The sequence below is a fragment of the Amycolatopsis endophytica genome (genome assembly GCF_013410405.1).
Lineage (GTDB): Bacteria > Actinomycetota > Actinomycetes > Mycobacteriales > Pseudonocardiaceae > Amycolatopsis_E > Amycolatopsis_E endophytica.
On the sequence record NZ_JACCFK010000002.1, the window covers coordinates 150,087 to 167,591 of the forward strand.

At 72.2% G+C, this 17,505-nt stretch carries 20 protein-coding genes; 10 read left to right on the forward strand and 10 right to left on the reverse strand.

What is annotated here, in order from left to right; genetic code table 11:
* The first annotated feature begins 49 nt into the window (after nt 1-49).
* Entirely contained in the window at nt 50-565 is a 516-nt protein-coding gene (locus HNR02_RS26215) for a hypothetical protein (protein WP_179776248.1), read from the forward strand.
* Between the two features lies 1 nt (nt 566).
* Here the strand turns inward: HNR02_RS26215 and HNR02_RS26220 are convergent, their stop codons facing one another.
* A complete protein-coding gene (locus HNR02_RS26220; RefSeq protein WP_179776249.1) occupies nt 567-2,123 on the reverse strand; it encodes an FAD-dependent oxidoreductase in 1,557 nt (518 codons plus the stop codon).
* A gap of 100 nt (nt 2,124-2,223) precedes the next feature.
* Between HNR02_RS26220 and HNR02_RS26225 the strand changes: the two genes are divergently transcribed.
* Complete coding sequence (locus HNR02_RS26225; RefSeq protein ID WP_179776250.1) at nt 2,224-2,844, forward strand: TetR/AcrR family transcriptional regulator; 621 nt, start codon at nt 2,224-2,226, stop codon at nt 2,842-2,844.
* 63 nt (nt 2,845-2,907) lie between these two features.
* On the opposite strand, the gene HNR02_RS26230 is transcribed toward HNR02_RS26225, so the two are convergent.
* Complete coding sequence (locus HNR02_RS26230) at nt 2,908-3,330, reverse strand: nitroreductase family deazaflavin-dependent oxidoreductase (RefSeq protein WP_179776251.1); 423 nt, start codon at nt 3,328-3,330, stop codon at nt 2,908-2,910.
* Between the two features lie 30 nt (nt 3,331-3,360).
* Nucleotides 3,361-4,455, reverse strand: a complete 1,095-nt coding sequence (locus HNR02_RS26235) for a CaiB/BaiF CoA transferase family protein (RefSeq protein WP_179777861.1) — start codon at nt 4,453-4,455, stop codon at nt 3,361-3,363.
* Nucleotides 4,456-4,615: 160 nt separating this feature from the next.
* Between HNR02_RS26235 and HNR02_RS26240 the strand changes: the two genes are divergently transcribed.
* Nucleotides 4,616-5,293 carry a hypothetical protein gene (locus tag HNR02_RS26240; protein WP_179776252.1) on the forward strand — a complete coding sequence of 226 codons (678 nt, stop codon included), beginning with the start codon at nt 4,616-4,618 and terminating at the stop codon, nt 5,291-5,293.
* Between the two features lie 43 nt (nt 5,294-5,336).
* Here the strand turns inward: HNR02_RS26240 and HNR02_RS26245 are convergent, their stop codons facing one another.
* Genes HNR02_RS26245 through HNR02_RS26255 form a run of 3 tightly spaced genes read right to left on the reverse strand, consistent with a single transcriptional unit; the run spans nt 5,337 to nt 6,926 of the window.
* Nucleotides 5,337-5,735, reverse strand: a complete 399-nt coding sequence (locus HNR02_RS26245; RefSeq protein WP_179776253.1) for a ChaB family protein — start codon at nt 5,733-5,735, stop codon at nt 5,337-5,339.
* A 58-nt stretch (nt 5,736-5,793) separates the two neighbouring features.
* Nucleotides 5,794-6,069, reverse strand: coding sequence for a hypothetical protein (locus tag HNR02_RS26250; RefSeq protein ID WP_179776254.1), 276 nt, complete (start codon nt 6,067-6,069; stop codon nt 5,794-5,796).
* Nucleotides 6,070-6,080: 11 nt separating this feature from the next.
* Nucleotides 6,081-6,926: an SDR family oxidoreductase gene (locus tag HNR02_RS26255; protein ID WP_179776255.1), complete on the reverse strand. Its 846-nt coding sequence runs from the start codon at nt 6,924-6,926 to the stop codon at nt 6,081-6,083.
* A gap of 95 nt (nt 6,927-7,021) precedes the next feature.
* On the opposite strand from HNR02_RS26255, the gene HNR02_RS26260 reads away from it, so the two are divergent.
* Genes HNR02_RS26260 through HNR02_RS26270 form a run of 3 tightly spaced genes read left to right on the forward strand, consistent with a single transcriptional unit; the run spans nt 7,022 to nt 9,922 of the window.
* A complete protein-coding gene (locus HNR02_RS26260) occupies nt 7,022-8,074 on the forward strand; it encodes an NAD-dependent epimerase/dehydratase family protein (protein ID WP_179776256.1) in 1,053 nt (350 codons plus the stop codon).
* Between the two features lie 34 nt (nt 8,075-8,108).
* Nucleotides 8,109-9,419, forward strand: coding sequence for a M20/M25/M40 family metallo-hydrolase (locus HNR02_RS26265; RefSeq protein ID WP_179776257.1), 1,311 nt, complete (start codon nt 8,109-8,111; stop codon nt 9,417-9,419).
* Complete coding sequence (locus HNR02_RS26270; RefSeq protein WP_179776258.1) at nt 9,416-9,922, forward strand: helix-hairpin-helix domain-containing protein; 507 nt, start codon at nt 9,416-9,418, stop codon at nt 9,920-9,922. The genes HNR02_RS26265 and HNR02_RS26270 overlap by 4 nt, the downstream gene beginning before the upstream one ends.
* A gap of 248 nt (nt 9,923-10,170) precedes the next feature.
* Here the strand turns inward: HNR02_RS26270 and HNR02_RS26275 are convergent, their stop codons facing one another.
* The 3 genes from HNR02_RS26275 to HNR02_RS26285 all read right to left on the reverse strand — a co-directional run bounded on the left by HNR02_RS26275 (nt 10,171) and on the right by HNR02_RS26285 (nt 12,442).
* Nucleotides 10,171-10,392: a DUF5703 family protein gene (locus HNR02_RS26275; RefSeq protein ID WP_179776259.1), complete on the reverse strand. Its 222-nt coding sequence runs from the start codon at nt 10,390-10,392 to the stop codon at nt 10,171-10,173.
* Nucleotides 10,389-11,399 carry a YncE family protein gene (locus HNR02_RS26280; RefSeq protein WP_179776260.1) on the reverse strand — a complete coding sequence of 337 codons (1,011 nt, stop codon included), beginning with the start codon at nt 11,397-11,399 and terminating at the stop codon, nt 10,389-10,391. Before HNR02_RS26280 ends, HNR02_RS26275 begins: the two co-directional genes overlap by 4 nt.
* Before the next feature lie 80 nt (nt 11,400-11,479).
* On the reverse strand, nt 11,480-12,442 hold the full coding sequence (locus HNR02_RS26285; protein ID WP_179776261.1) for an aldo/keto reductase: 963 nt from the start codon (nt 12,440-12,442) through the stop codon (nt 11,480-11,482).
* A gap of 335 nt (nt 12,443-12,777) precedes the next feature.
* Here HNR02_RS26285 and HNR02_RS26290 point away from each other — a divergent pair, with 335 nt between their 5' ends.
* From HNR02_RS26290 to HNR02_RS26305, 4 genes are read left to right on the forward strand one after another with little or no spacing between them, the layout of a single operon-like run.
* A complete protein-coding gene (locus HNR02_RS26290) occupies nt 12,778-13,614 on the forward strand; it encodes an undecaprenyl-diphosphate phosphatase (protein ID WP_179776262.1) in 837 nt (278 codons plus the stop codon).
* Nucleotides 13,615-13,623: 9 nt separating this feature from the next.
* Complete coding sequence (locus tag HNR02_RS26295; RefSeq protein ID WP_179776263.1) at nt 13,624-14,340, forward strand: histidine phosphatase family protein; 717 nt, start codon at nt 13,624-13,626, stop codon at nt 14,338-14,340.
* Nucleotides 14,337-16,385, forward strand: a complete 2,049-nt coding sequence (locus HNR02_RS26300) for a M3 family metallopeptidase (RefSeq protein WP_179776264.1) — start codon at nt 14,337-14,339, stop codon at nt 16,383-16,385. The genes HNR02_RS26295 and HNR02_RS26300 overlap by 4 nt, the downstream gene beginning before the upstream one ends.
* Nucleotides 16,385-17,089 (forward strand): class I SAM-dependent methyltransferase, encoded by a 705-nt coding sequence (locus HNR02_RS26305; RefSeq protein WP_179776265.1) that lies wholly within the window; start codon nt 16,385-16,387, stop codon nt 17,087-17,089. Before HNR02_RS26300 ends, HNR02_RS26305 begins: the two co-directional genes overlap by 1 nt.
* A gap of 7 nt (nt 17,090-17,096) precedes the next feature.
* Here HNR02_RS26305 and HNR02_RS26310 read toward each other — a convergent pair whose 3' ends face one another.
* Nucleotides 17,097-17,423, reverse strand: coding sequence for a YciI family protein (locus tag HNR02_RS26310; RefSeq protein ID WP_179776266.1), 327 nt, complete (start codon nt 17,421-17,423; stop codon nt 17,097-17,099).
* Nucleotides 17,424-17,505 lie beyond the last annotated feature (82 nt).

Below are 17,505 nucleotides of genomic sequence, written 5' to 3' on the forward strand. Positions count from 1 at the left end.
GGTCCAGACCTCTGTTCGGCCCACGACGTTCGTCGGTAGGTTGGCGGACATGGCAAGGCCGAACAGCACCGTCGTCGTGCTCGCCGGTGCCGGAGCGGGGGAGATCCTGGCCCGGCTCGACGGGCTGGCGAACGTGCGTGTGGCGCGGTCCGGGGACCCGGCCGTCCTGGCCGGGCAGGGGCCCTATGTCCTGCACGGGCACGACCCACTGGCGGCGGTCGGCGAGGCGTGGGCGGGGTTCTTCGACCGGCAGGCCGAGCCGGGCGCGCTCGAGGTGGCGATCGAAACCACGCTGACGGGCCTGCGCGGGGGAAGCGCGCTGCTGCCCGACTACTACCTGGTGCTCGACCCGGAATCCCTGTCCGCGACCGCAAAACACTGGTGGCTGGGTGTTCTCGCGGGCGCGGCGCCCAGCCGCGTGGTGCCGGTCGCCCCGAGCGCCGCGGCGGTGCGGGAAGCGCTGTCCCGGCTCCCCGCCGGCCGGTGGTGGCCCGACGACCTCGACACGTGGTTGCGCGACCTGGTCCGGACGGTGCCCGACCAGGTCGCGCTGCCGCGCGCCTGAGTCAGGCGCGAGCCGCCACCGCGGGACGGAACCAGCTCCGGAGCGCCGTGCGGAGTTCCTCCCGGTCCTCATCGCCCGGCCGGGGCCGGTCGCTGGCCCAGGCGAGGTAGCCGTCCGGGCGGATCAGCAGGGCCGTGAGCGGCGTGGTCCGGGAGCGTCCTCGGACGACCTCGACCTGCCCGTCCCAGCCGGACAGCGCATCCGCCAGCGCGCCGTCCTCGGTCAAGTCCAGCAGCAGCGGCCGGGCCGTTCTGGTCAGCTCCGCCAGCCGGACGGTCCCGGCGCCGGTGTCCACCTCGACCGCGGGCGCGAACCGGCCCACCAGCGGGTGCGCTTCGCCCAGCTCGTAGCGGACGTCTGCACCCGCGGTGAGCGCCGCGAGGCGCCGCACGGTGTCCGGGTCGCCGAGCAGCTCGCCGAACACCGCGCGCAGCCCGGTGACGTCGCCGCCGGGAGCGATCAGGGCCGATTGGGCCTGGGCGTTGAGCACCATGCGGGAGGCGGCGGCCCGGCGCTCGGTCTCGTAGGTCTCCAGCAGACCGGGCGCGGCCCTGCCGCCGAGCTCGGCGGCGAGCTTCCAGCCGAGGTTGACCGCGTCCTGCAGGCCCAGGTTGAGGCCGGGCCCGCCGCCGGTGGCCGAATACACGTGGGCGGCGTCGCCGATCAGGAACACCCGCCGGTCGGCGAACCGGTCGGCGACCCGGGTGTTGCCGCCGCTGAGCCTGCGCAGCGCGTGTGGTCCCGCACCGTCGGGCGGCCCGAACGGCACATCGGTGCCGAGCACACGACGCACGCTCTCCCGCAACTCCGCGAGACTCATCGGCTCGCTCGCGGGCGGCTGGTCCCATTCCGTGGTGGTGACCAGCGGCGGATGCCCCGGCATCGGCGCGTAGGAGAACCCGCCCTGCTCGGTGCGGTGCGGCAGGAACGGCGCGACGGTGCCGTAGCCGGGCACGGTGAGCGCGCCGGTACCGGGGTCGACCCAGTCCGCCGGCAGGGCCACATGCGCCGTGCGTACGGTCATCCGGTCGTAGGTGACACCGGGAAAACCGATGCCGGCCAGCTTGCGCGTGACGCTGTGCGCCCCGTCCGCGCCGACGAGGTAGCGGGCCCGCAACCGGTAGGTCCCGTCCGGGCCGTCGATGTCGACGGTCACCGCGTCCGCGTCCTGCGCCAGAGCGGTGACTTCGTGACCGCGCCGGACCTCGACGCCGAGCTCGGCGGCACGTTCGTCCAGGACCTGCACGATCCGGTGCTGCGGCACCGGCAGGGTGTAGAGCGGGCTGTCCTCCAGGAGGCCCAGGTTCAGGCCCAGTGCGCCGAACATGAAGTAGCCGGAGTTCGGCTGGGGCGGTTCGGCGCTGCCGCTGAGCCGCTCGTGCAGGCCCCGCTGGTCGAGCACCCGCACGACCTGGCCGAGCAGTCCGTTCGCCTTCGGCTCCGCGCTCGGCTCGGGCAGTCTTTCCAGCACGATCGGCCGCACACCGGCCAGGGCCAGTTCGCAGGCCAGCATCAGCCCGTTCGGGCCGCCGCCGACGATGACGACATCGGTGAGCATGGGATCTCCTCGGTTCGCAGGGGAAGGTAGCGCCACGCTAGCCAGAAAAGTGCGTGCACGCAAATTTGCGTGAACGCAGGAAAGCTGGGACGCTGGACCGGTGACGACACGACGCACCGGACTGCGTGAAGAGAAGAAGCAGGCCACGCGGCAGGCCCTGCGCGAGGCGGCGTTGCGGCTGGCGCTGGGATCGGGACCGGACGACGTGCGCGTCGACGACATCGCCGAGGCGGCCGGTGTCTCCCCGCGGACCTACAACAACTACTTCTCCAGCCGGGAAGAAGCCATCGTCGCCGCGGTCACCGGCGAACGGGAGGCGCGGGTCGCGGCCGCGGTGATCGCCCGCCCGGACAGCGTCCGCCTCGCCGACGCGGTCATCGAGGCGGTCGTCGAGCAGTACACCAGCGCCGGTGACCCCGGCCGCGACGCGATGACGCTGATCACGACCCATCCGGCGCTGCGCGAGGCGTTCGTCCGCACCACCACCGCGATCGAGCACCCGCTGGCCGACGCGATCACCCAGCGCGGCATCGACCCGGACACCGCGGGCGTGCTCGCCGCGGGCGTGACCGCCGCTGTCCGGGTGGCGCTCGAACGGTGGCTGCGACCGGCACCCGCCGCCCACGGCCTCGTCGTACCGGCCGGTGCGCTGCCGGACCTGCTGCGCGGCGCGCTGGAAACACTGGCACCCGCGCTCGAAGCCGCGGAAGCCCGGACGTGAACCCGGGCGGCGACACGACAACGGGCGGCCCGGATCACCGGACCGCCCGCTCGGGACAAGGATTCAACCCTTGCGCTCCAGCACGACCACCGGGATCTCCCGCGGGGTCTTCTTCTGGTACTCGTCGTAGTCCGGCCACACCTCGGTCATCTTCGCCCACATCGCGGGCTTCTCCCCGGCCGTGGCGACGCGCGCGGTGGCCGGGAAACGGTCGCCCTTGATCTGCACCTCGACGTTCGGGTCGGCCTGCAGGTTGACGAACCACGCCGGTGGCGCGTCCGCGCCGCCCTTGGACGCCACCACCAGGTAGTCACCCTCGTGTTCGCGGAAGATCAGGGCGTGCGTCCGCTGCTGCCCGGACTTGCGGCCCTTGGTGAACAGGATCAGGATCGTGGTCCCGTTGCGCCAGGTGTAGCCGTCCTCGCCGTTGGTTTCGAGGTAACGCTCGACGTGCGGATCGCCGTGCAGATCGGTAGCAGAACTCATGCCCCGACGGTACCCGCGGACAGGCGCGCCCTAACCGCACCAGTCGCGGATCACCTCATCGGTGTCCGCACCCGGCGTCGCGGGCGGTTTCGGCTCCGCGACGGCCGTGCGGGAGAACCGAGGCGCGGGCGCGGCCTGGACCGCGCCGTTGATCTCACGCAGCGAACCGCGCGCGGCCAGGTGCTCGTCACGGGACGCCTCGGCCAGCGACAGCACCGGCGTCACGCACGCGTCGGTCCCGTCGAACACCTCCGCCCACTCGTCGCGGGTGCGTGCGGCGATGACCTCGGTGAACCGCTCGCGCAGCTTCGGCCAGCCGTCCCGGTCGCCCTGCGCGGGCAGGTGCTCACCGTCCAGGCCCAGGCCTTTGAGCAGTTCGGCGTAGAACTGCGGCTCCAGCGCACCCAGCGCGATGTACCCGCCGTCGGCGCAGCGGTAGGTGTCGTAGTAGGGGCAGCCGGTGTCGAGGAGGTTGGTGCCGGGCTCGTCGGCCCACGCGCCCTGCGCGCGCATCGCCCACACCATCTGCATCAGCACGCTCGCGCCGTCGACCATCGCCGCGTCGACCACCTGGCCCCGGCCCGAACCGGCCCGCTCCACCAGCGCCGCCAGCACCCCGGTGACCAGGAACATCGAGCCGCCACCGAAGTCGCCCACCAGGTTCAGCGGCGGCACCGGCTTGCCCGCCGCGTCCCGCACCGCGTGCAGGGCACCGGTGAGGGAGATGTAGTTGATGTCGTGCCCCGCGCGCGAGGCCCGCGGACCGTCCTGGCCCCAGCCGGTCATCCGCCCGTACACCAGGCGCGGGTTGCGGGCGAGACAGTCCTCCGGGCCGACGCCCAGCCGTTCGGCCACCCCGGGGCGGAACCCCTCCAGCAGCACGTCGGCCTTGTCCACCAGCCGCCCGACCAGCTCCCGGCCCTCGGCGGTCTTCAGATCGGCCGCCACCGAACGGCGGCCGCGCAACAGGTGATCCCGCGCCCGCGCGGGCAGCACCTGCAACCCGCCGGAGGGCCGCTCGACGCGCACCACGTCCGCCCCGAGGTCGGCCAGCACCATCGCGGCATGCGGCCCCGGTCCGATTCCCGCCAGCTCCAGCACCCTGATCCCGGCCAGCGGCCCCATCGGCACTCCCTCGTCCTCGTCGTGCAGGTGCCCCGGATTCTGCCAGCCCGCGGCGCCGCGCGGCTGTGGCCCGACACATACCGGGACCGTGCGCGAAACCAGGCGCATCATGGAGTCAGGGCACCCGGCCGGGGCGCCCGCCGTGGGTGAGGGAGCCGCCATGCCCTACCAAGACCTCGGAGCCTTCGTCTGGCCCATCCTGGTGCTGATCTGGGTCCTGGCCGCGTCCTACTCCCGCGCCGCCATGCACCGCCGCTGGCACGCCCGCACGCATCCCGCGCCGCACCGCCCGCCCTCCCGGCCCGTCGACGCGCCGGAAGCGGCCGAATCGCTGCGTGCCCTGTGGGACAAGGCCCGCGCCCGCTACGACCGGGTCGCGGGGGAGTACGGCCGCTACGAGTCCGATCCGGGACAGGTGCTGCGGCGGCCCGCGCTGGCCGATCCCGCCGTGCCCTCGACCAGCCGGTTCATCGACGCCTTCCACGAGGCGATGGCCCTGCACACCGAGACCTACCCGCCTGCCGACCTGGCCAAGTCCTACGTCAGGGCCACCGAAAACGCCGAACAGACCTGGCGGGCGGCCTGTGAGGCGGCCGACAAACTGCGCGCGTCCCGCTTCACCGCCGACGAACGCGCCCTGATCAACCAGGGCATCAAACTCCTCGAACTCGCCGAGGGCGCCACCACCACGGCCGAGCAGGAAGCCGCACTCGCCGCCGCCCGGCAGGTGCTCGGCAGGCTCGAACGCAGCACCGGCACCCGGCTGGACTGGCGGGTGCCGCCTCCGGCCCGGCAGGCGATCGACCGGCACGGCACACCGGAACTGCCCCCGGCATGACGAACGGGGCCCGGCGCGTGCCGGGCCCCGTGTCCGCCGCTGCCTACTTGCGTGCCTGAGCCGACTTGCGGTTGTTGGCCTTCTGGATGGCCTTGACCAGGTCGTCCTTCTTCATCGAGGACCGGCCCTTGATGTCGAGCTTGCGGGCCACGTCCATCAGGTGCTGCTTGCTGGCCTTCGCGTCCACGCCGCCGGCCGTCTTCGTCGCCTTGCGGCCCGCGCCGCGACTCGCCTGCTTGTCCGAAGGGCCCTTCTTGCCCTTCTCCTCCCAGTGGTCGCCGACCTTCTCGAACGAGTGCTTCAGCGACGCGTACGCCGTCTGGTGCGCGCGGCGGCCCTCGCCGTAGGTCTCCACGGCCGAATCGTGGGTCTCGACCCACGTGTCCTGCGCCTTCTTCGACGACCGTTTCAGCGTGTCCGGCAGAACCTCACGTCCAGGCATCAGAGCACCTCCTGTCGTGTCTTGTGCCCGTGGAAGGGCTTCCCGTGACGGTTCGCGGTCAAACTTCTCCGTCCTCGACCCGCATCGCCTGCCCTTCGGCGCCGGTGGCGGGCCGCTGACGGCCACGGGCCTCGCCGATCTCGGTCGCCTCGGCATCGACCAGCTCGTTGGCGCGGTCCGGGGCGGCGAACTGGTCGCCCGGCGCCTCCGAGTCCGGTTCGACCGCCCGGTCCGGATCGGTGACCCGCCAGCTCACCGGGTCCTCCAGCGGCTTGCGCTCGACGTCCAGCTCCAGGTTCTCGTCCTGTTCGGAGCGCGGTCGGTCCTCCGGCATGGTTTCCCTCCTCAGCCCGGCATCGTCTCGCCGCCGAGCGCGGCGAGCACTTCACCGGTGTAGTAGGACGACAGCTGGTTCGCGGCGAAGAACACGTAGGACGGAGCCAGCTCGTCCGGCTGCGCCGCCCGCCCCATCGGCACCTGCTGCCCGAACTTCTCGACGTGACCGGCCGACAACGTCGCCGGGATCAGTGGTGTCCACACCGGACCCGGTGCCACCGCGTTGATCCGCACCCCGCGGTCGGCCAGCGCCTGCGCCATGGCGTAGGTCCAGGCGATCACCGCGCCCTTGGTCGCCGAGTAGTCGATGAGGGACTTGTTGCCCCGCAACCCGTTCACCGACGCGGTGTTCACGATGGAGGACCCATCGCCCAGGTGCGGCAGCGCCGCGTGCGTGACCCGGAAATAGCTGTGGATGTTGACGTCGAACGTGCGCATCCACTGCTCGTCGGTCAGGTCCTCGGGCGAGTCCAGTTCCTGCTGCGTGGCCACGTTGTTCACCAGCACGTCCAGACCGCCGAACGCGCGCACGGTCTCGTCCACGACCTTGCGGCACTGCTCCCGCGCGGCCAGGTCACCGGCCAGCAGCAGGCACTGGCGGCCCTCCTTGCGCACCAGGTCCGCGGTTTCCTCGGCGTCATCGTGTTCCTCCAGGTAGGCGACCGCGACGTCGGCGCCCTCCTTGGCGAACGCGATCGCCACGGCCCGGCCGATACCGGAGTCCCCGCCGGTCACCAGCGTGCGCCTGTCGCGCATCAGCCCGCGCCCGGTGTAGTCCTCCATCCGGTCCCGCGGCCGCGGGACCATGTCGCCCGTCACACCCGGCGGTTCCTGCTGCTGCGGTGGCTGTCCCATGCGCACGCTCCTTCCTCACCTGCCCGGGGTGTCCCCGCTGGCGTCCGCGCCAAACGCGACGGTTGGCGCCACGGGCCGCCGGGTACCGCAGTCCCATGAGCCTGCGCGTGGTCGTCACCGGAGCCAGTGGCAACGTCGGCACCAGCACCGTTCAGGCACTGAGCCGCGATCCCGGCGTGGCCTCGATCCTCGGCCTGGTCCGCCGCGAACCGGAATGGACCGCGCCGAAGCTGCAGTGGCGCGCCACCGACCTCGCCGAGGACCAGATCCGCCACCTCGTCCGCGGCGCCGACGTGGTGATCCATCTCGCCTGGCTGTTCCAGCCCACCCACGACCCCGCGGTCACCTGGCGGTCCAACGTGCTCGGCGCGATCCGCGTGTTCGAGGCCGCGGCCGGCGAACAGGTGCCCGCGCTGGTCTACTCGTCCTCGGTCGGGACCTACTCACCCGGCCCGAAGGACCGCCCCGTCACGGAAAGCTGGCCCACGCACGGCTGGCCCGGCGCCGCCTACCCCCGTGAGAAGGCGTACCTGGAGCGCTACCTCGACGGCTTCGAACAGGCCAACCCGGACCTGCGCGTGGTGCGCCTGCGACCGGGATTCGTCTTCAAACGGGAGGCCGCCTCCTCCCAGCGGCGCCTGTTCGGCGGCCCGTTCATCCCCGGCAGCCTCGCCCGGCCCTCCCGCATCCCGCTCATCCCGGACGTGCCGGGCCTGCGGCTGCAAACCGTGCATTCCGCCGACATCGGCGAGGCATTCCGGCTCGCCGCGCTCACCGACGTCCACGGTGCGTTCAACGTCGCCGCCGACCCGGTCATCGACCCGACCGCACTGGCCCGGCTGCTGCGCGCCCGCACCGTGCCCGTCCCGGCGTGGGCGCTGCGCGCCGCGGTCGCCGCGGGCTGGTACACCCACCTCGTGCCCGCCTCACCCGGCCTGCTCGACACGGTGCTGCGCCTGCCGATCATGGACACCACCCGCGCCCGCGACGAACTGGGCTGGATCCCGCGGCACACCGGCCTCGACGCGATCGCCGAGTTCCTCGCCGGGCTGCGCGAGGGCGCCGGCCTGCCCACCCCGCCGCTGGCACCGGATTCCGCCGCCACCCGCATCCAGGAGGTGGGCACCGGAATCGGCTCCCGGCCGTGAGCCGCGGGCGCGCCGTGATGGTAGGAATGGCGGCGTGAGCATCGAGACCGCGGCCGACGAAGCCGTCACGCTGACCAGCGAGCTGATCCGCATCGACACCACCAACACCGGCGACCCGGAGACGCTGGTGGGGGAGAAGGCGGCGGCGGAGTTCGTCGCGGAGAAGCTCACCGAGGTCGGCTACGACATCACCTACGTCGAATCCGGCGGCCGCGACCGCCACAACGTGTTCGCCCGCCTCGCCGGCGCCGACTCCAGCCGCGGCGCGCTGCTCGTGCACGGCCACCTCGACGTCGTGCCCGCCGACCCGTCGGAATGGTCGGTGCACCCGTTCTCCGGCGCGGTACAGGACGGCTACGTGTGGGGCCGCGGCGCGGTGGACATGAAGGACATGCTCGGCATCATGCTGGCGCTGGCGCGGCACTACAAGCGCGAGAACGTCGTCCCGCCGCGCGACATCATCTTCGCCTTCCTCGCCGACGAGGAAGCGGGCGGCAAGTACGGCGCCCAGTGGCTCGTGGAGAACCGGCGCGACCTGTTCGAGGGCGCCACCGAGGCCGTCAGCGAGGTCGGCGGCTTCTCCATCAACCTCTCCGACGACGCCCGCACCTACGTCGTGGAGACCGCGGAGAAGGGCATCCGGTGGATGAAGCTGCGCGTGCGCGGCACCGCCGGCCACGGCTCGATGATCCACCGCGACAACGCCGTCACCAAGCTCTCCGCCGCCGTTGCCCGCCTGGGCCAGCACCGGTTCCCGCTCGTGCTCACCGATTCGGTGCGCGAGTTCCTGGCCGGGGTCACCGAGATCACCGGGTGGGACTTTCCCGAGGACGACATCGACGGCGCGGTCGCCAAGCTGGGCAACATCTCCCGCATGATCGGCGCCACCCTGCGCGACACCGCCAACCCGACCATGCTCACCGCCGGGTACAAGTCCAACGTCATCCCCTCGGTCGCCGAGGCCGCCGTGGACTGCCGCATCCTGCCCGGCCGCATGGAGGCGTTCGACCGCGAACTCGACGAAATCCTCGGCCCGGACATCGAGAAGGAGTGGATGGAGCTGCCCCCGGTCGAAACGACCTTCGATGGCGCACTCGTCGACGCGATGACCGCCTCGATCGTCGCCGAGGACCCGGGCGCGAAGGTGCTGCCCTACATGCTCTCCGGCGGCACCGACGCCAAATCGTTCCAGACCCTGGGAATCCGCAACTTCGGGTTCGTCCCGCTCCAGCTTCCCGCCGACCTCGACTTCTCCGGCCTGTTCCACGGCGTCGACGAACGCGTCCCGGTGGAGGCCCTCAAGTTCGGCACCCGCGTGCTGGACCGGTTCTTCCGCGCCTCATGACCAGCGCGGCCCACTTCCGCACGGCGTCGCGCTCGCTGCCGGAGGCGGTGGAGGAAGGCGGCGCCTTCTCGGTGGGCGGAGCGGTGTTCGCCGCGCTCGAGGACCAGCACGTCCACCTGCGGCTGCCCACGGCGGAGGTGGACGAGGTCCTGTCGGGCCACCCGTCGGCGATCCGAACCCGCCACGGCGTGCGTGTGCCGTTGGACGGCATCAACGGGCAGCAGCTCAACCACTGGCTGCGACGCGCATGGCTCGCCCACGCCCCGGAGCCACTGGCCACACGGGAACGGGCCGCCCACTGCGCCGAGCCCGGTGACCTGCCCCGAACCATCGGCCGCCCCGCCACGCGCGCGCTGGCGAGCGCCGGCATCACCACGCTGGACGAGATCGCCGCCCTGACCGAGGCTGAGCTGCTGGCACTGCATGGCGTGGGCCCGAAAGCCGTGCGCATCCTCCGCGAGACCCTCGCCGAGACGGGCCGCTCCCTGGACGGTCAGAGGTAGTGCCGGAGGCCGGGGCGATCGATCCGCCCCGCCGCCCGGCAACGCAAGCCGACCGACTACCGGCCGCCCAAGCAACCAGCGGTCACCCCGCCGCGCGACAGCGCGGCTTCAAAGATCAAGGGATAGTCCTCGCCGGACAGGCAGACTCCGGGATGACCAGGGCTCCCGCAGTCCGTCTCACCTCGGGTGCATGGTTCGCTGGGTGCAGAGCACGGCGCTGGCGCGCCGCCGACCGAGTTCCTCGGGCGTCAGACCAGGACTTCGGGCAGGCCGGTGAGCGGCTGGCGCTTGCGGCGCAGCCACACCCGCCGCGTGCCGTCGGAGTAGAGCCGGACCGTCGACAGCTCCCACCCGCCGTACTCGGCGTTGATGGACAGCTGCGTGGCCGCGGCCCGCCGGGAAACGCCGGGTGGCAGCTGCAACCGGCGGTACTCCCAGTCCTCGTCGACCACCGCCTCCGGATGGTTCATGGCTGGATCACCTGGACCCCTTCTCCCGCCGCGGAGCCGACGAACACGCGCCCGCTCCGCTCCTCGACGGTAACCGAGTTCGGTTGCCGGACCGTCGGGAAACGGTACTTCTCGACCGGTTCGCCGCCGCGCACGTCGAACCCGACGACCTCGTTGCGCTCGGTGAGCGTCACCCACGCCAGCGCGCGCCGCGGGTCGTAGGCGAGGCCGTACGCCCCGCCGGGCACCGGGTACCGCTGCCGCAGCAACAGCGGACCGGTGGAAAACGCCAGAAGGGCACCCGCGCGTGTGTCGACGACGAGGACCCGGCCGAAGGAGTCGGCGACCGCGTTGGTCGCGCCGTCCCCGGCACGCAGACCCTCCGCCATCGTGCCGCCGTCCACGTCCACCGAGAACAACGCCGTGCGCAGCTCGTCCAGCACGACGGCGCTGCCGCCCGCCTCCAGCACGTCGTCGGCGCTGTAGAGCTGCCCCTGGATGGTCTTGGTGAACTGCCCGCCGGTGAACACGTCCACGGCCTTGCGGTCCCGCACCGCCACCAGCGTCCGCTCACCCTCGACGACCGCGCCCGCGGGCTGCCCGTCGACGGTGAGCGTGCTGACCTCGCCACCCGGCAACGTGATCCGCGCGACCTGCCCCGCCGTCGGCACCGTGGCCAGCAGCACCCCGCCGGACACCCGCAGCTGCGCGGCCCGCCCGGCCAGCGGCACCCGCACGGGCGCGGCCGCCAGGTCGTCGGCAGGGTAGAGCAGCACGGCGTCCGGTACGGCGACGGCGAGCGTCCCGGTAGCCGGATCGGCGGCGACGGCGGTGACCTCGCCCTGCGTGCCGACCACGGTGCCCGCCGGAGCGGCGGAGGGCCGCGGCGACACCGGCGCGGTCGCGGCGACCGGATCGGCGACCACCTGCAGCGTGTCGGTCGACTCGCCCGAACCGGACGAACACCCGCCGAGCACCAGCGCGCAGGCCAGCACCGCACCGGTGCCCACTGTGGCGGACCTGCGCACTAGACCTCCGGATCGCATGCCTACGTTGCCTCCAGCATCCCCTGAAAACCCCGCCGCGTCACGTGGCATCCACCTCACCGTCACTTCGTGCCCCGCTCGGGGTAACCGAACTCGATACCGCTGACATCGGCCAGCGCCGAGGAGATCGCGATCGGCAGCGAGATCTCCTCCGCCGCCAGCGAACCGGTCAGCTGACCGGTGTCGCGCGCCCCCACCACCGGCGCGACCACACCCGGCCGGTCCCGCACCCACGCCAGCGCCACCACCAACGGAGACACGCCCAGGCCGTCGGCCGCGGTGGCCACCGCCTCGACGATCCGCGCCGCCCGCTCCGTGCGGTGCTGCTCGACGTACCCGGCGTACTCCGCCGACGCGCCCCGCGAATCAGCGGGCGTGCCGTGGCGGTACTTGCCGGTCAGGACACCGCGGCCGAGCGGCGCCCACGGCAGCACGCCCAGTCCGTGGTAGCGGGCGGCCGGGACCAGCTCCCGCTCCACCCCGCGCTCCACCAGCGAGTACTCGGCCTGCGTGGCGACGAGGGTGTTCGGCGCGCTCGCCGCCGCCGACGCCAGCTGCCAGCCGGCGTAGTTGCAGACCCCGGTGTAGCGGACCTTGCCCGAGGTCACCGCGTGCTCCAGCGCCGAGAGCGTCTCCTCCAGCGGCACCGTCTCGTCCCACGCGTGCAGCTGCCACAGGTCCAGGTGGTCGACCCCGAGCCGGCGCAGCGACCCCTCCAGCGCGGACAGCAGCGCACCGCGGGAGGCGCCGCCGCCGAACGGGCCGTCCGTGCGGCGCGCCACGGCCTTGGTGGCGACCACGATCTCGTCGCGCGGCACCAGGTCACCCAGCAGACCGCCGACGATGCGCTCGGCCTCACCATCCGCGTAGATGTCGGCGGTGTCGACCAGCGTCCCGCCCGCCTCGACGAACGCGACGAGCTGGCTGGCGGCCTCGTCGGCATCGGTCTCGGTGCCCCAGGACATCGTGCCGAGCGCCATCCGGGAGACCCGCAACCCCGACCTGCCGAGCTGTCGCTTCTGCATGCACGAAGAGTAACTGCGGCGGGGAGCGCCACCGTTGAGGGTGGTGGTGGGCGACGGCGGGAGTAGCTGCGGCGCGCAGCGCCACCGTTGAGGGTGGTGGTGGGCGACGGCGGGAGTAGCTGCGGCGCGCAGCGCCACCGTTGAGGGTGGTGGTGGGCGACGGCGGGAGTAGCTGCGGCGCGCAGCGCCACCGTTGAGGGTGGTGGTGGGCGACGGGCGGGGGTAGCGAAAGTTGTGTCAAGGGCTTGACGAAGGCGGCTCATCGAGTGATGTGGACCGCCGATAGCCTTCCCGCCGTGCGAACGCGACTGACTTCCTCGAAGGCCCGGTAGAGCATGGGCTGGTTCGAATCACTCGTCCTCGGCCTGGTCCAGGGCCTGACCGAGTTCCTGCCGATCTCCTCCAGCGCCCACCTGCGCATCACCGCCGCGCTCGCCGGCTGGGACGATCCGGGCGCGGCGTTCACCGCCGTCACCCAGATCGGCACCGAGCTGGCGGTGATCCTGTACTTCTCGAAGAAGATCGGCCGCATCCTGGCCGCCTGGTGGCGTTCGATCTTCGACCGGGAAGCCCGCCACGATCCGGACGCGCGGCTGGGCTGGCTGATCATCGTCGGGTCGCTGCCGATCGTGGTGCTGGGACTGCTGTTCCAGGACGCCATCGACCACGCCTTCCGTGACCTGCGGCTGACCGCCACGATGCTGATCGGGTTCGGCATCCTGCTGCTCATCGCCGACCGCGTCGGCCGCCAGTACCGCACGCTGGACCACCTCACCGTCCCGCACGGCCTGGGCTACGGCTTCGCTCAGGCGCTCGCGCTCATCCCGGGTGTGTCCCGCTCCGGCGGCACCGTCACCGCGGGCCTGCTGCTCGGCTACACCCGCGCCGAGGCCACCGAGTACGCGTTCCTGCTGGCCCTGCCCGCGGTGTTCGGTTCCGGCCTGTACAAGCTCACCGACATCGGCGGCGCGGACAGCCCGGAGTGGGGGCCGACGATCCTGGCCACCCTGGTCGCCTTCGGCGTCGGCTACGCCGTGATCGCGTGGCTGATGAACTTCATCAAGACCAAGAGCTACGTGCCGTTCGTGATCTACCGGATCGTGCTCGGCGCGCTGCTCATCGTGCTGGTCACCACCGGTGTCCTTGATCCGAACGCCGGTCCCGCCATGTAGGTTGGCGGCGTGGCTACCGTGATCCTGCTCCGGCACGGCCGCTCGACCGCGAACGGTTCGGGCGTGCTGGCCGGACGGACCCCCAAGGTCGGTCTCGACGACACCGGCCGCGCACAGGCCAAGGCGCTGGTCGACCGGCTGGCCGGGGTGCCGCTGGCCGAGGTCGTGGTCTCGCCGCTGCTGCGGTGCAAGAACACGGTGGCCCCGCTCGTCGCCGAGCGGGGCCTGACCCGCACCGTCGAACCCCGCCTGTCCGAAGTGGACTATGGCGAGTGGACGGGCCGCGAGTTGAAGAGCCTGGTCAAGGAACCGCTGTGGCGGGTCGTGCAGGCCCACCCGTCGGCCGCGGTGTTCCCCGGTGGCGAGGGGCTGGCCGGCATGCAGGCCCGCGCGGTGACCGCCGTGCGCGAGCACGACGCCCGCATCACCGCCGAGCACGGCGACCACGCCGTCTGGTTGCTGTGCAGCCACGGCGACGTGCTCAAGTCCATTCTCGCCGATGCGCTGGGCCAGCACCTGGACTCGTTCCAGCGGATCGTGGTCGACCCGGCGTCGGTGTCGGTCGTCCGCTACACCGAGGTGCGCCCGTTCGTGGTGCGGGTCAACGACCACAGCTCCGACCTGACCGGGGTGGTGCCGCCCGCGCCGAAGCGCGGTAGGAAGAAGAAGACGTCCTCCGACGCCGAGATCGGGGGGTCGACAGGACAGAAGGGCCGCGCTGGATGACACCGGACAACCCGTTCTCGCAGGCGAGCGACCTGCCCCACGGTCTGCCGCCGTTCGACCGGATCGCCGACGAGCACTTCGCGCCGGCGTTCGAGGCCGGTCTGGCCGAGCACGCGGCCGAGATCGAGGGCATCGCGTCCAGCCCGGAGCAGGCGACCTTCGACAACACCATCGTGGCGATGGACACCGCCGGCCGCCTGCTGCAGCGGGTGTCGTCGGTGTTTTTCAACCTGACCTCCTCCGACACCAACCCGGTGCGGCAGGAGCTGCAGGCCGAGATCGCGCCGAAGCTGGCCGCGCACTCCGACGCCATCCACCTGAACCCGGCCCTGTTCGCCCGCGTCCGCGACCTCTACGAGCGCCGCGACCAGCTCGGGCTGGACGAGGAGTCGGCATGGCTGCTGGAACGCACCTACACCGACTTCCAGCGCGCCGGGGCCGGTCTCGACGCCGCCCAGCAGGACAAGCTGCGCGCGCTCAACGAGGAACTGTCCACGCTGAGCACCCGGTTCCAGGAGAACCTGCTGCGCGACACCAACGATCTCGCGGTGCTCGTCGGCGACGCGAACGAGCTGACCGGGCTGTCCGGCGGGACCATCGCCGCCGCGCGCGAGGCAGCCGCCGCGCGCGGCGCGGAGGGCCAGTACCTGCTCACCCTGAACCTGCCCACCTCACAGCCGCTGCTGTCCTCGCTGGACAACCGTGAGCTGCGGGAGCGGCTGTTCACCGCGTCGATCTCGCGTGGCAACCGGGGCAACGACAACGACAACACCGCCGTGCTCGCGCGCACCGTCCAGCTGCGCGCCGAGCGGGCCGCGCTGCTGGGCCACCCCAACCACGCGGCGTACGTGATCTCCGACGAGACCGCCCGCACCGCCGAGGCCGCGGTCGGCCTGCTGGAGCGGCTGGCGCCGGTGGCGGTCGCCAACGCGCGCCACGACGCCGAAGAGCTGCAGGCCTACCTGGAGCAGGACCACCCGGGTGCCCGGCTGGAGCCGTGGGACTGGGCCTTCTACGCCGAGCGCGTCCGCAAGGCCAAGTTCGACCTCGACGACGCCACCCTGCGGCCCTACTTCGAACTGGACCGCGTGGTGCGCGACGGTGTCCTGTTCGCCGCGAGCCAGTTGTACGGGCTGAGCTTCACCGAACGGCACGACCTGCCCGTCTACCACCCCGACGTGCGGGTGTTCGAGGTCTTCGACGCCGACGGCACCGCGCTGGGCCTGTTCCTGGGCGACTACTACACCCGCGACTCCAAGCGCGGCGGCGCGTGGATGAACACCTTCGCCGACCAGTCCGGGCTGCTGGGCGAGACCCCGGTGGTCGTCAACAACCTCAACATCGCCAAGCCGCCGGCCGGAGAGCCGACGCTGTGCACCTTCGACGAGGTGGCCACGCTGTTCCACGAGTTCGGGCACGCGCTGCACGCGCTGGTCTCCGACGTGAAGTACCCGAAGTTCTCCGGCACCCAGGTGCCGCGCGACTTCGTGGAGTACCCGTCGCAGGTCAACGAGATGTGGATGCTGTGGCCGGAGGTGCTGGCCAACTACGCCAAGCACCACGAGACCGGTGAGCCGCTGCCGCGGCGCCTGGTGGAGAAGCTGGAGGAGTCCGCCCAGTACGGCCAGCCCTTCGCCACCACCGAGTACCTGGCGGCGTCGCTGCTGGACCAGGCATGGCACGGGCTGGGCACCGAGGACTCGATCGGCGATGTCGCCACATTCGAGGCCGCGGCGCTGGAGAAGGCCGGGGTCGCGGTTCCGTCGATCCCGCCGCGCTACCGCAGTACCTACTTCGCGCACGTGTTCAGCGGCGGCTACTCGGCCGGGTACTACTCCTACATCTGGAGCGAAGTGCTCGACGCCGACACCGTCGAGTGGTTCAAGGAGAACGGCGGGCTCAAGCGCGAGAACGGCGACCACTTCCGGCGCACCCTGCTCTCCCGCGGCGGCAGCGGCGACCCGATGGCGTTCTTCCGCACCTTCCGCGGCCGCGACCCCGAGATCGCGCCACTGCTGGCGCGGCGCGGTCTCACCGGCGCCTGATGGAGGTCGGCCCGGAACCGCAGTACGACGTCTTCGCCGACGAGTTCCTCGACCACGCGCGCGACGGGTTCTACAACGCCTACCTCGACCGGCCTGCCTGCCTGGACCTCCTGGGCGACGTGGCCGGCCGCCGGGTGCTGGACGCCGCCTGCGGTCCCGGGCTGTACGCGGCGGAGCTGGCCGCCCGCGGCGCGGACGTGACCGGCCTGGACATCAGTCCGCGCATGATCGAACTGGCCCGGGAACGCGTCCCCGGCGGCGAGTTCCGGGTCCACGACCTGGACTCGCCGCTGGACTGGCTGCCGGACGCGTCGGCGGACCTGGTGCTGTTCGCGCTCGCGCTGGAATACCTCGACGACCGGGTTTCGGCGCTGCGGGAGCTGCGGCGCGTGCTGCGGCCGGCCGGGGCGCTGGTGCTGTCGCGGCAGCACCCGACCGGTGACTGGCTGCGCCACGGCGGCAACTACTTCCAGCCGCGCGTGGTGGAGGAGGTCTGGAGCCGCGGCTGGCACCTCCGCTTCTGGCTGACCCCGCTGGAACAGACCTGCGACGAGCTTCGGACCGCCGGCTTCCTCATCGAGCGCCTGACCGAACCCCGCCCGGTCCCCGAAGCCGCCGCGCAGGACCCGGCCCGCTACGGACGACTGTCCACCGAACCGACGGGTTTCCTGGCGATCCGCGCGGTGCCCGATCCGCGGGGCTGACCGCGCCTCACTCCCGCAGCGGCCACACCTCGACCACGCCCTGGGCCACCGCGCACGGCGTGCCCGCCGCCATGCGGACGGCCTCGTCCAGGGAGTCCGCCTCGAAGATCCCGAACCCGGCGATGGGCAGGTCCGCACGCAGGAACGGGCCCGGCGTCACCTGAACGTCGGCGCCGTCGTGGTTGCGGACCTGCACCGGGGCGCCCGCGATGCCCACGACCGCGCCGCGCGCCCTCAGCTCCGCGTCGTGGTCGTGGGCCGCGTCGCGGACCGCCTGGTCGGTGCGCTCGTAGCCGGAGCTGTCGCCGTAGCCGATCGTGATGAACTTCGCCATCCGGGCAAGCTAGCCCCGTCAGCCGTTGTTGACGAGGTAACGGTTGCTGACGGCCCGGCATCATCGTTCGCGACTTTCGCCA

Bases quoted from the DNA above. Each gene is read 5' to 3' on its own strand.
- HNR02_RS26230 (WP_179776251.1), bottom strand. From the start codon at position 3,330: ATGAGTTCTGCTACCGATCTGCACGGCGATCCGCACGTCGAGCGTTAC.
- HNR02_RS26255 (WP_179776255.1), bottom strand. From the start codon at position 6,926: ATGGGACAGCCACCGCAGCAGCAGGAACCGCCGGGTGTGACGGGCGAC.
- HNR02_RS26305 (WP_179776265.1), top strand. From the start codon at position 16,385: ATGGAGGTCGGCCCGGAACCGCAGTACGACGTCTTCGCCGACGAGTTC.
- HNR02_RS26245 (WP_179776253.1), bottom strand. From the start codon at position 5,735: ATGCCTGGACGTGAGGTTCTGCCGGACACGCTGAAACGGTCGTCGAAG.
- HNR02_RS26215 (WP_179776248.1), top strand. From the start codon at position 50: ATGGCAAGGCCGAACAGCACCGTCGTCGTGCTCGCCGGTGCCGGAGCG.
- HNR02_RS26235 (WP_179777861.1), bottom strand. From the start codon at position 4,455: ATGGGGCCGCTGGCCGGGATCAGGGTGCTGGAGCTGGCGGGAATCGGA.
- HNR02_RS26275 (WP_179776259.1), bottom strand. From the start codon at position 10,392: ATGAACCATCCGGAGGCGGTGGTCGACGAGGACTGGGAGTACCGCCGG.
- HNR02_RS26310 (WP_179776266.1), bottom strand. From the start codon at position 17,423: ATGGCGAAGTTCATCACGATCGGCTACGGCGACAGCTCCGGCTACGAG.
- HNR02_RS26290 (WP_179776262.1), top strand. From the start codon at position 12,778: ATGGGCTGGTTCGAATCACTCGTCCTCGGCCTGGTCCAGGGCCTGACC.
- HNR02_RS26240 (WP_179776252.1), top strand. From the start codon at position 4,616: ATGCCCTACCAAGACCTCGGAGCCTTCGTCTGGCCCATCCTGGTGCTG.
- HNR02_RS26300 (WP_179776264.1), top strand. From the start codon at position 14,337: ATGACACCGGACAACCCGTTCTCGCAGGCGAGCGACCTGCCCCACGGT.
- HNR02_RS26270 (WP_179776258.1), top strand. From the start codon at position 9,416: ATGACCAGCGCGGCCCACTTCCGCACGGCGTCGCGCTCGCTGCCGGAG.
- HNR02_RS26260 (WP_179776256.1), top strand. From the start codon at position 7,022: ATGAGCCTGCGCGTGGTCGTCACCGGAGCCAGTGGCAACGTCGGCACC.
- HNR02_RS26285 (WP_179776261.1), bottom strand. From the start codon at position 12,442: ATGCAGAAGCGACAGCTCGGCAGGTCGGGGTTGCGGGTCTCCCGGATG.
- HNR02_RS26250 (WP_179776254.1), bottom strand. From the start codon at position 6,069: ATGCCGGAGGACCGACCGCGCTCCGAACAGGACGAGAACCTGGAGCTG.
- HNR02_RS26220 (WP_179776249.1), bottom strand. From the start codon at position 2,123: ATGCTCACCGATGTCGTCATCGTCGGCGGCGGCCCGAACGGGCTGATG.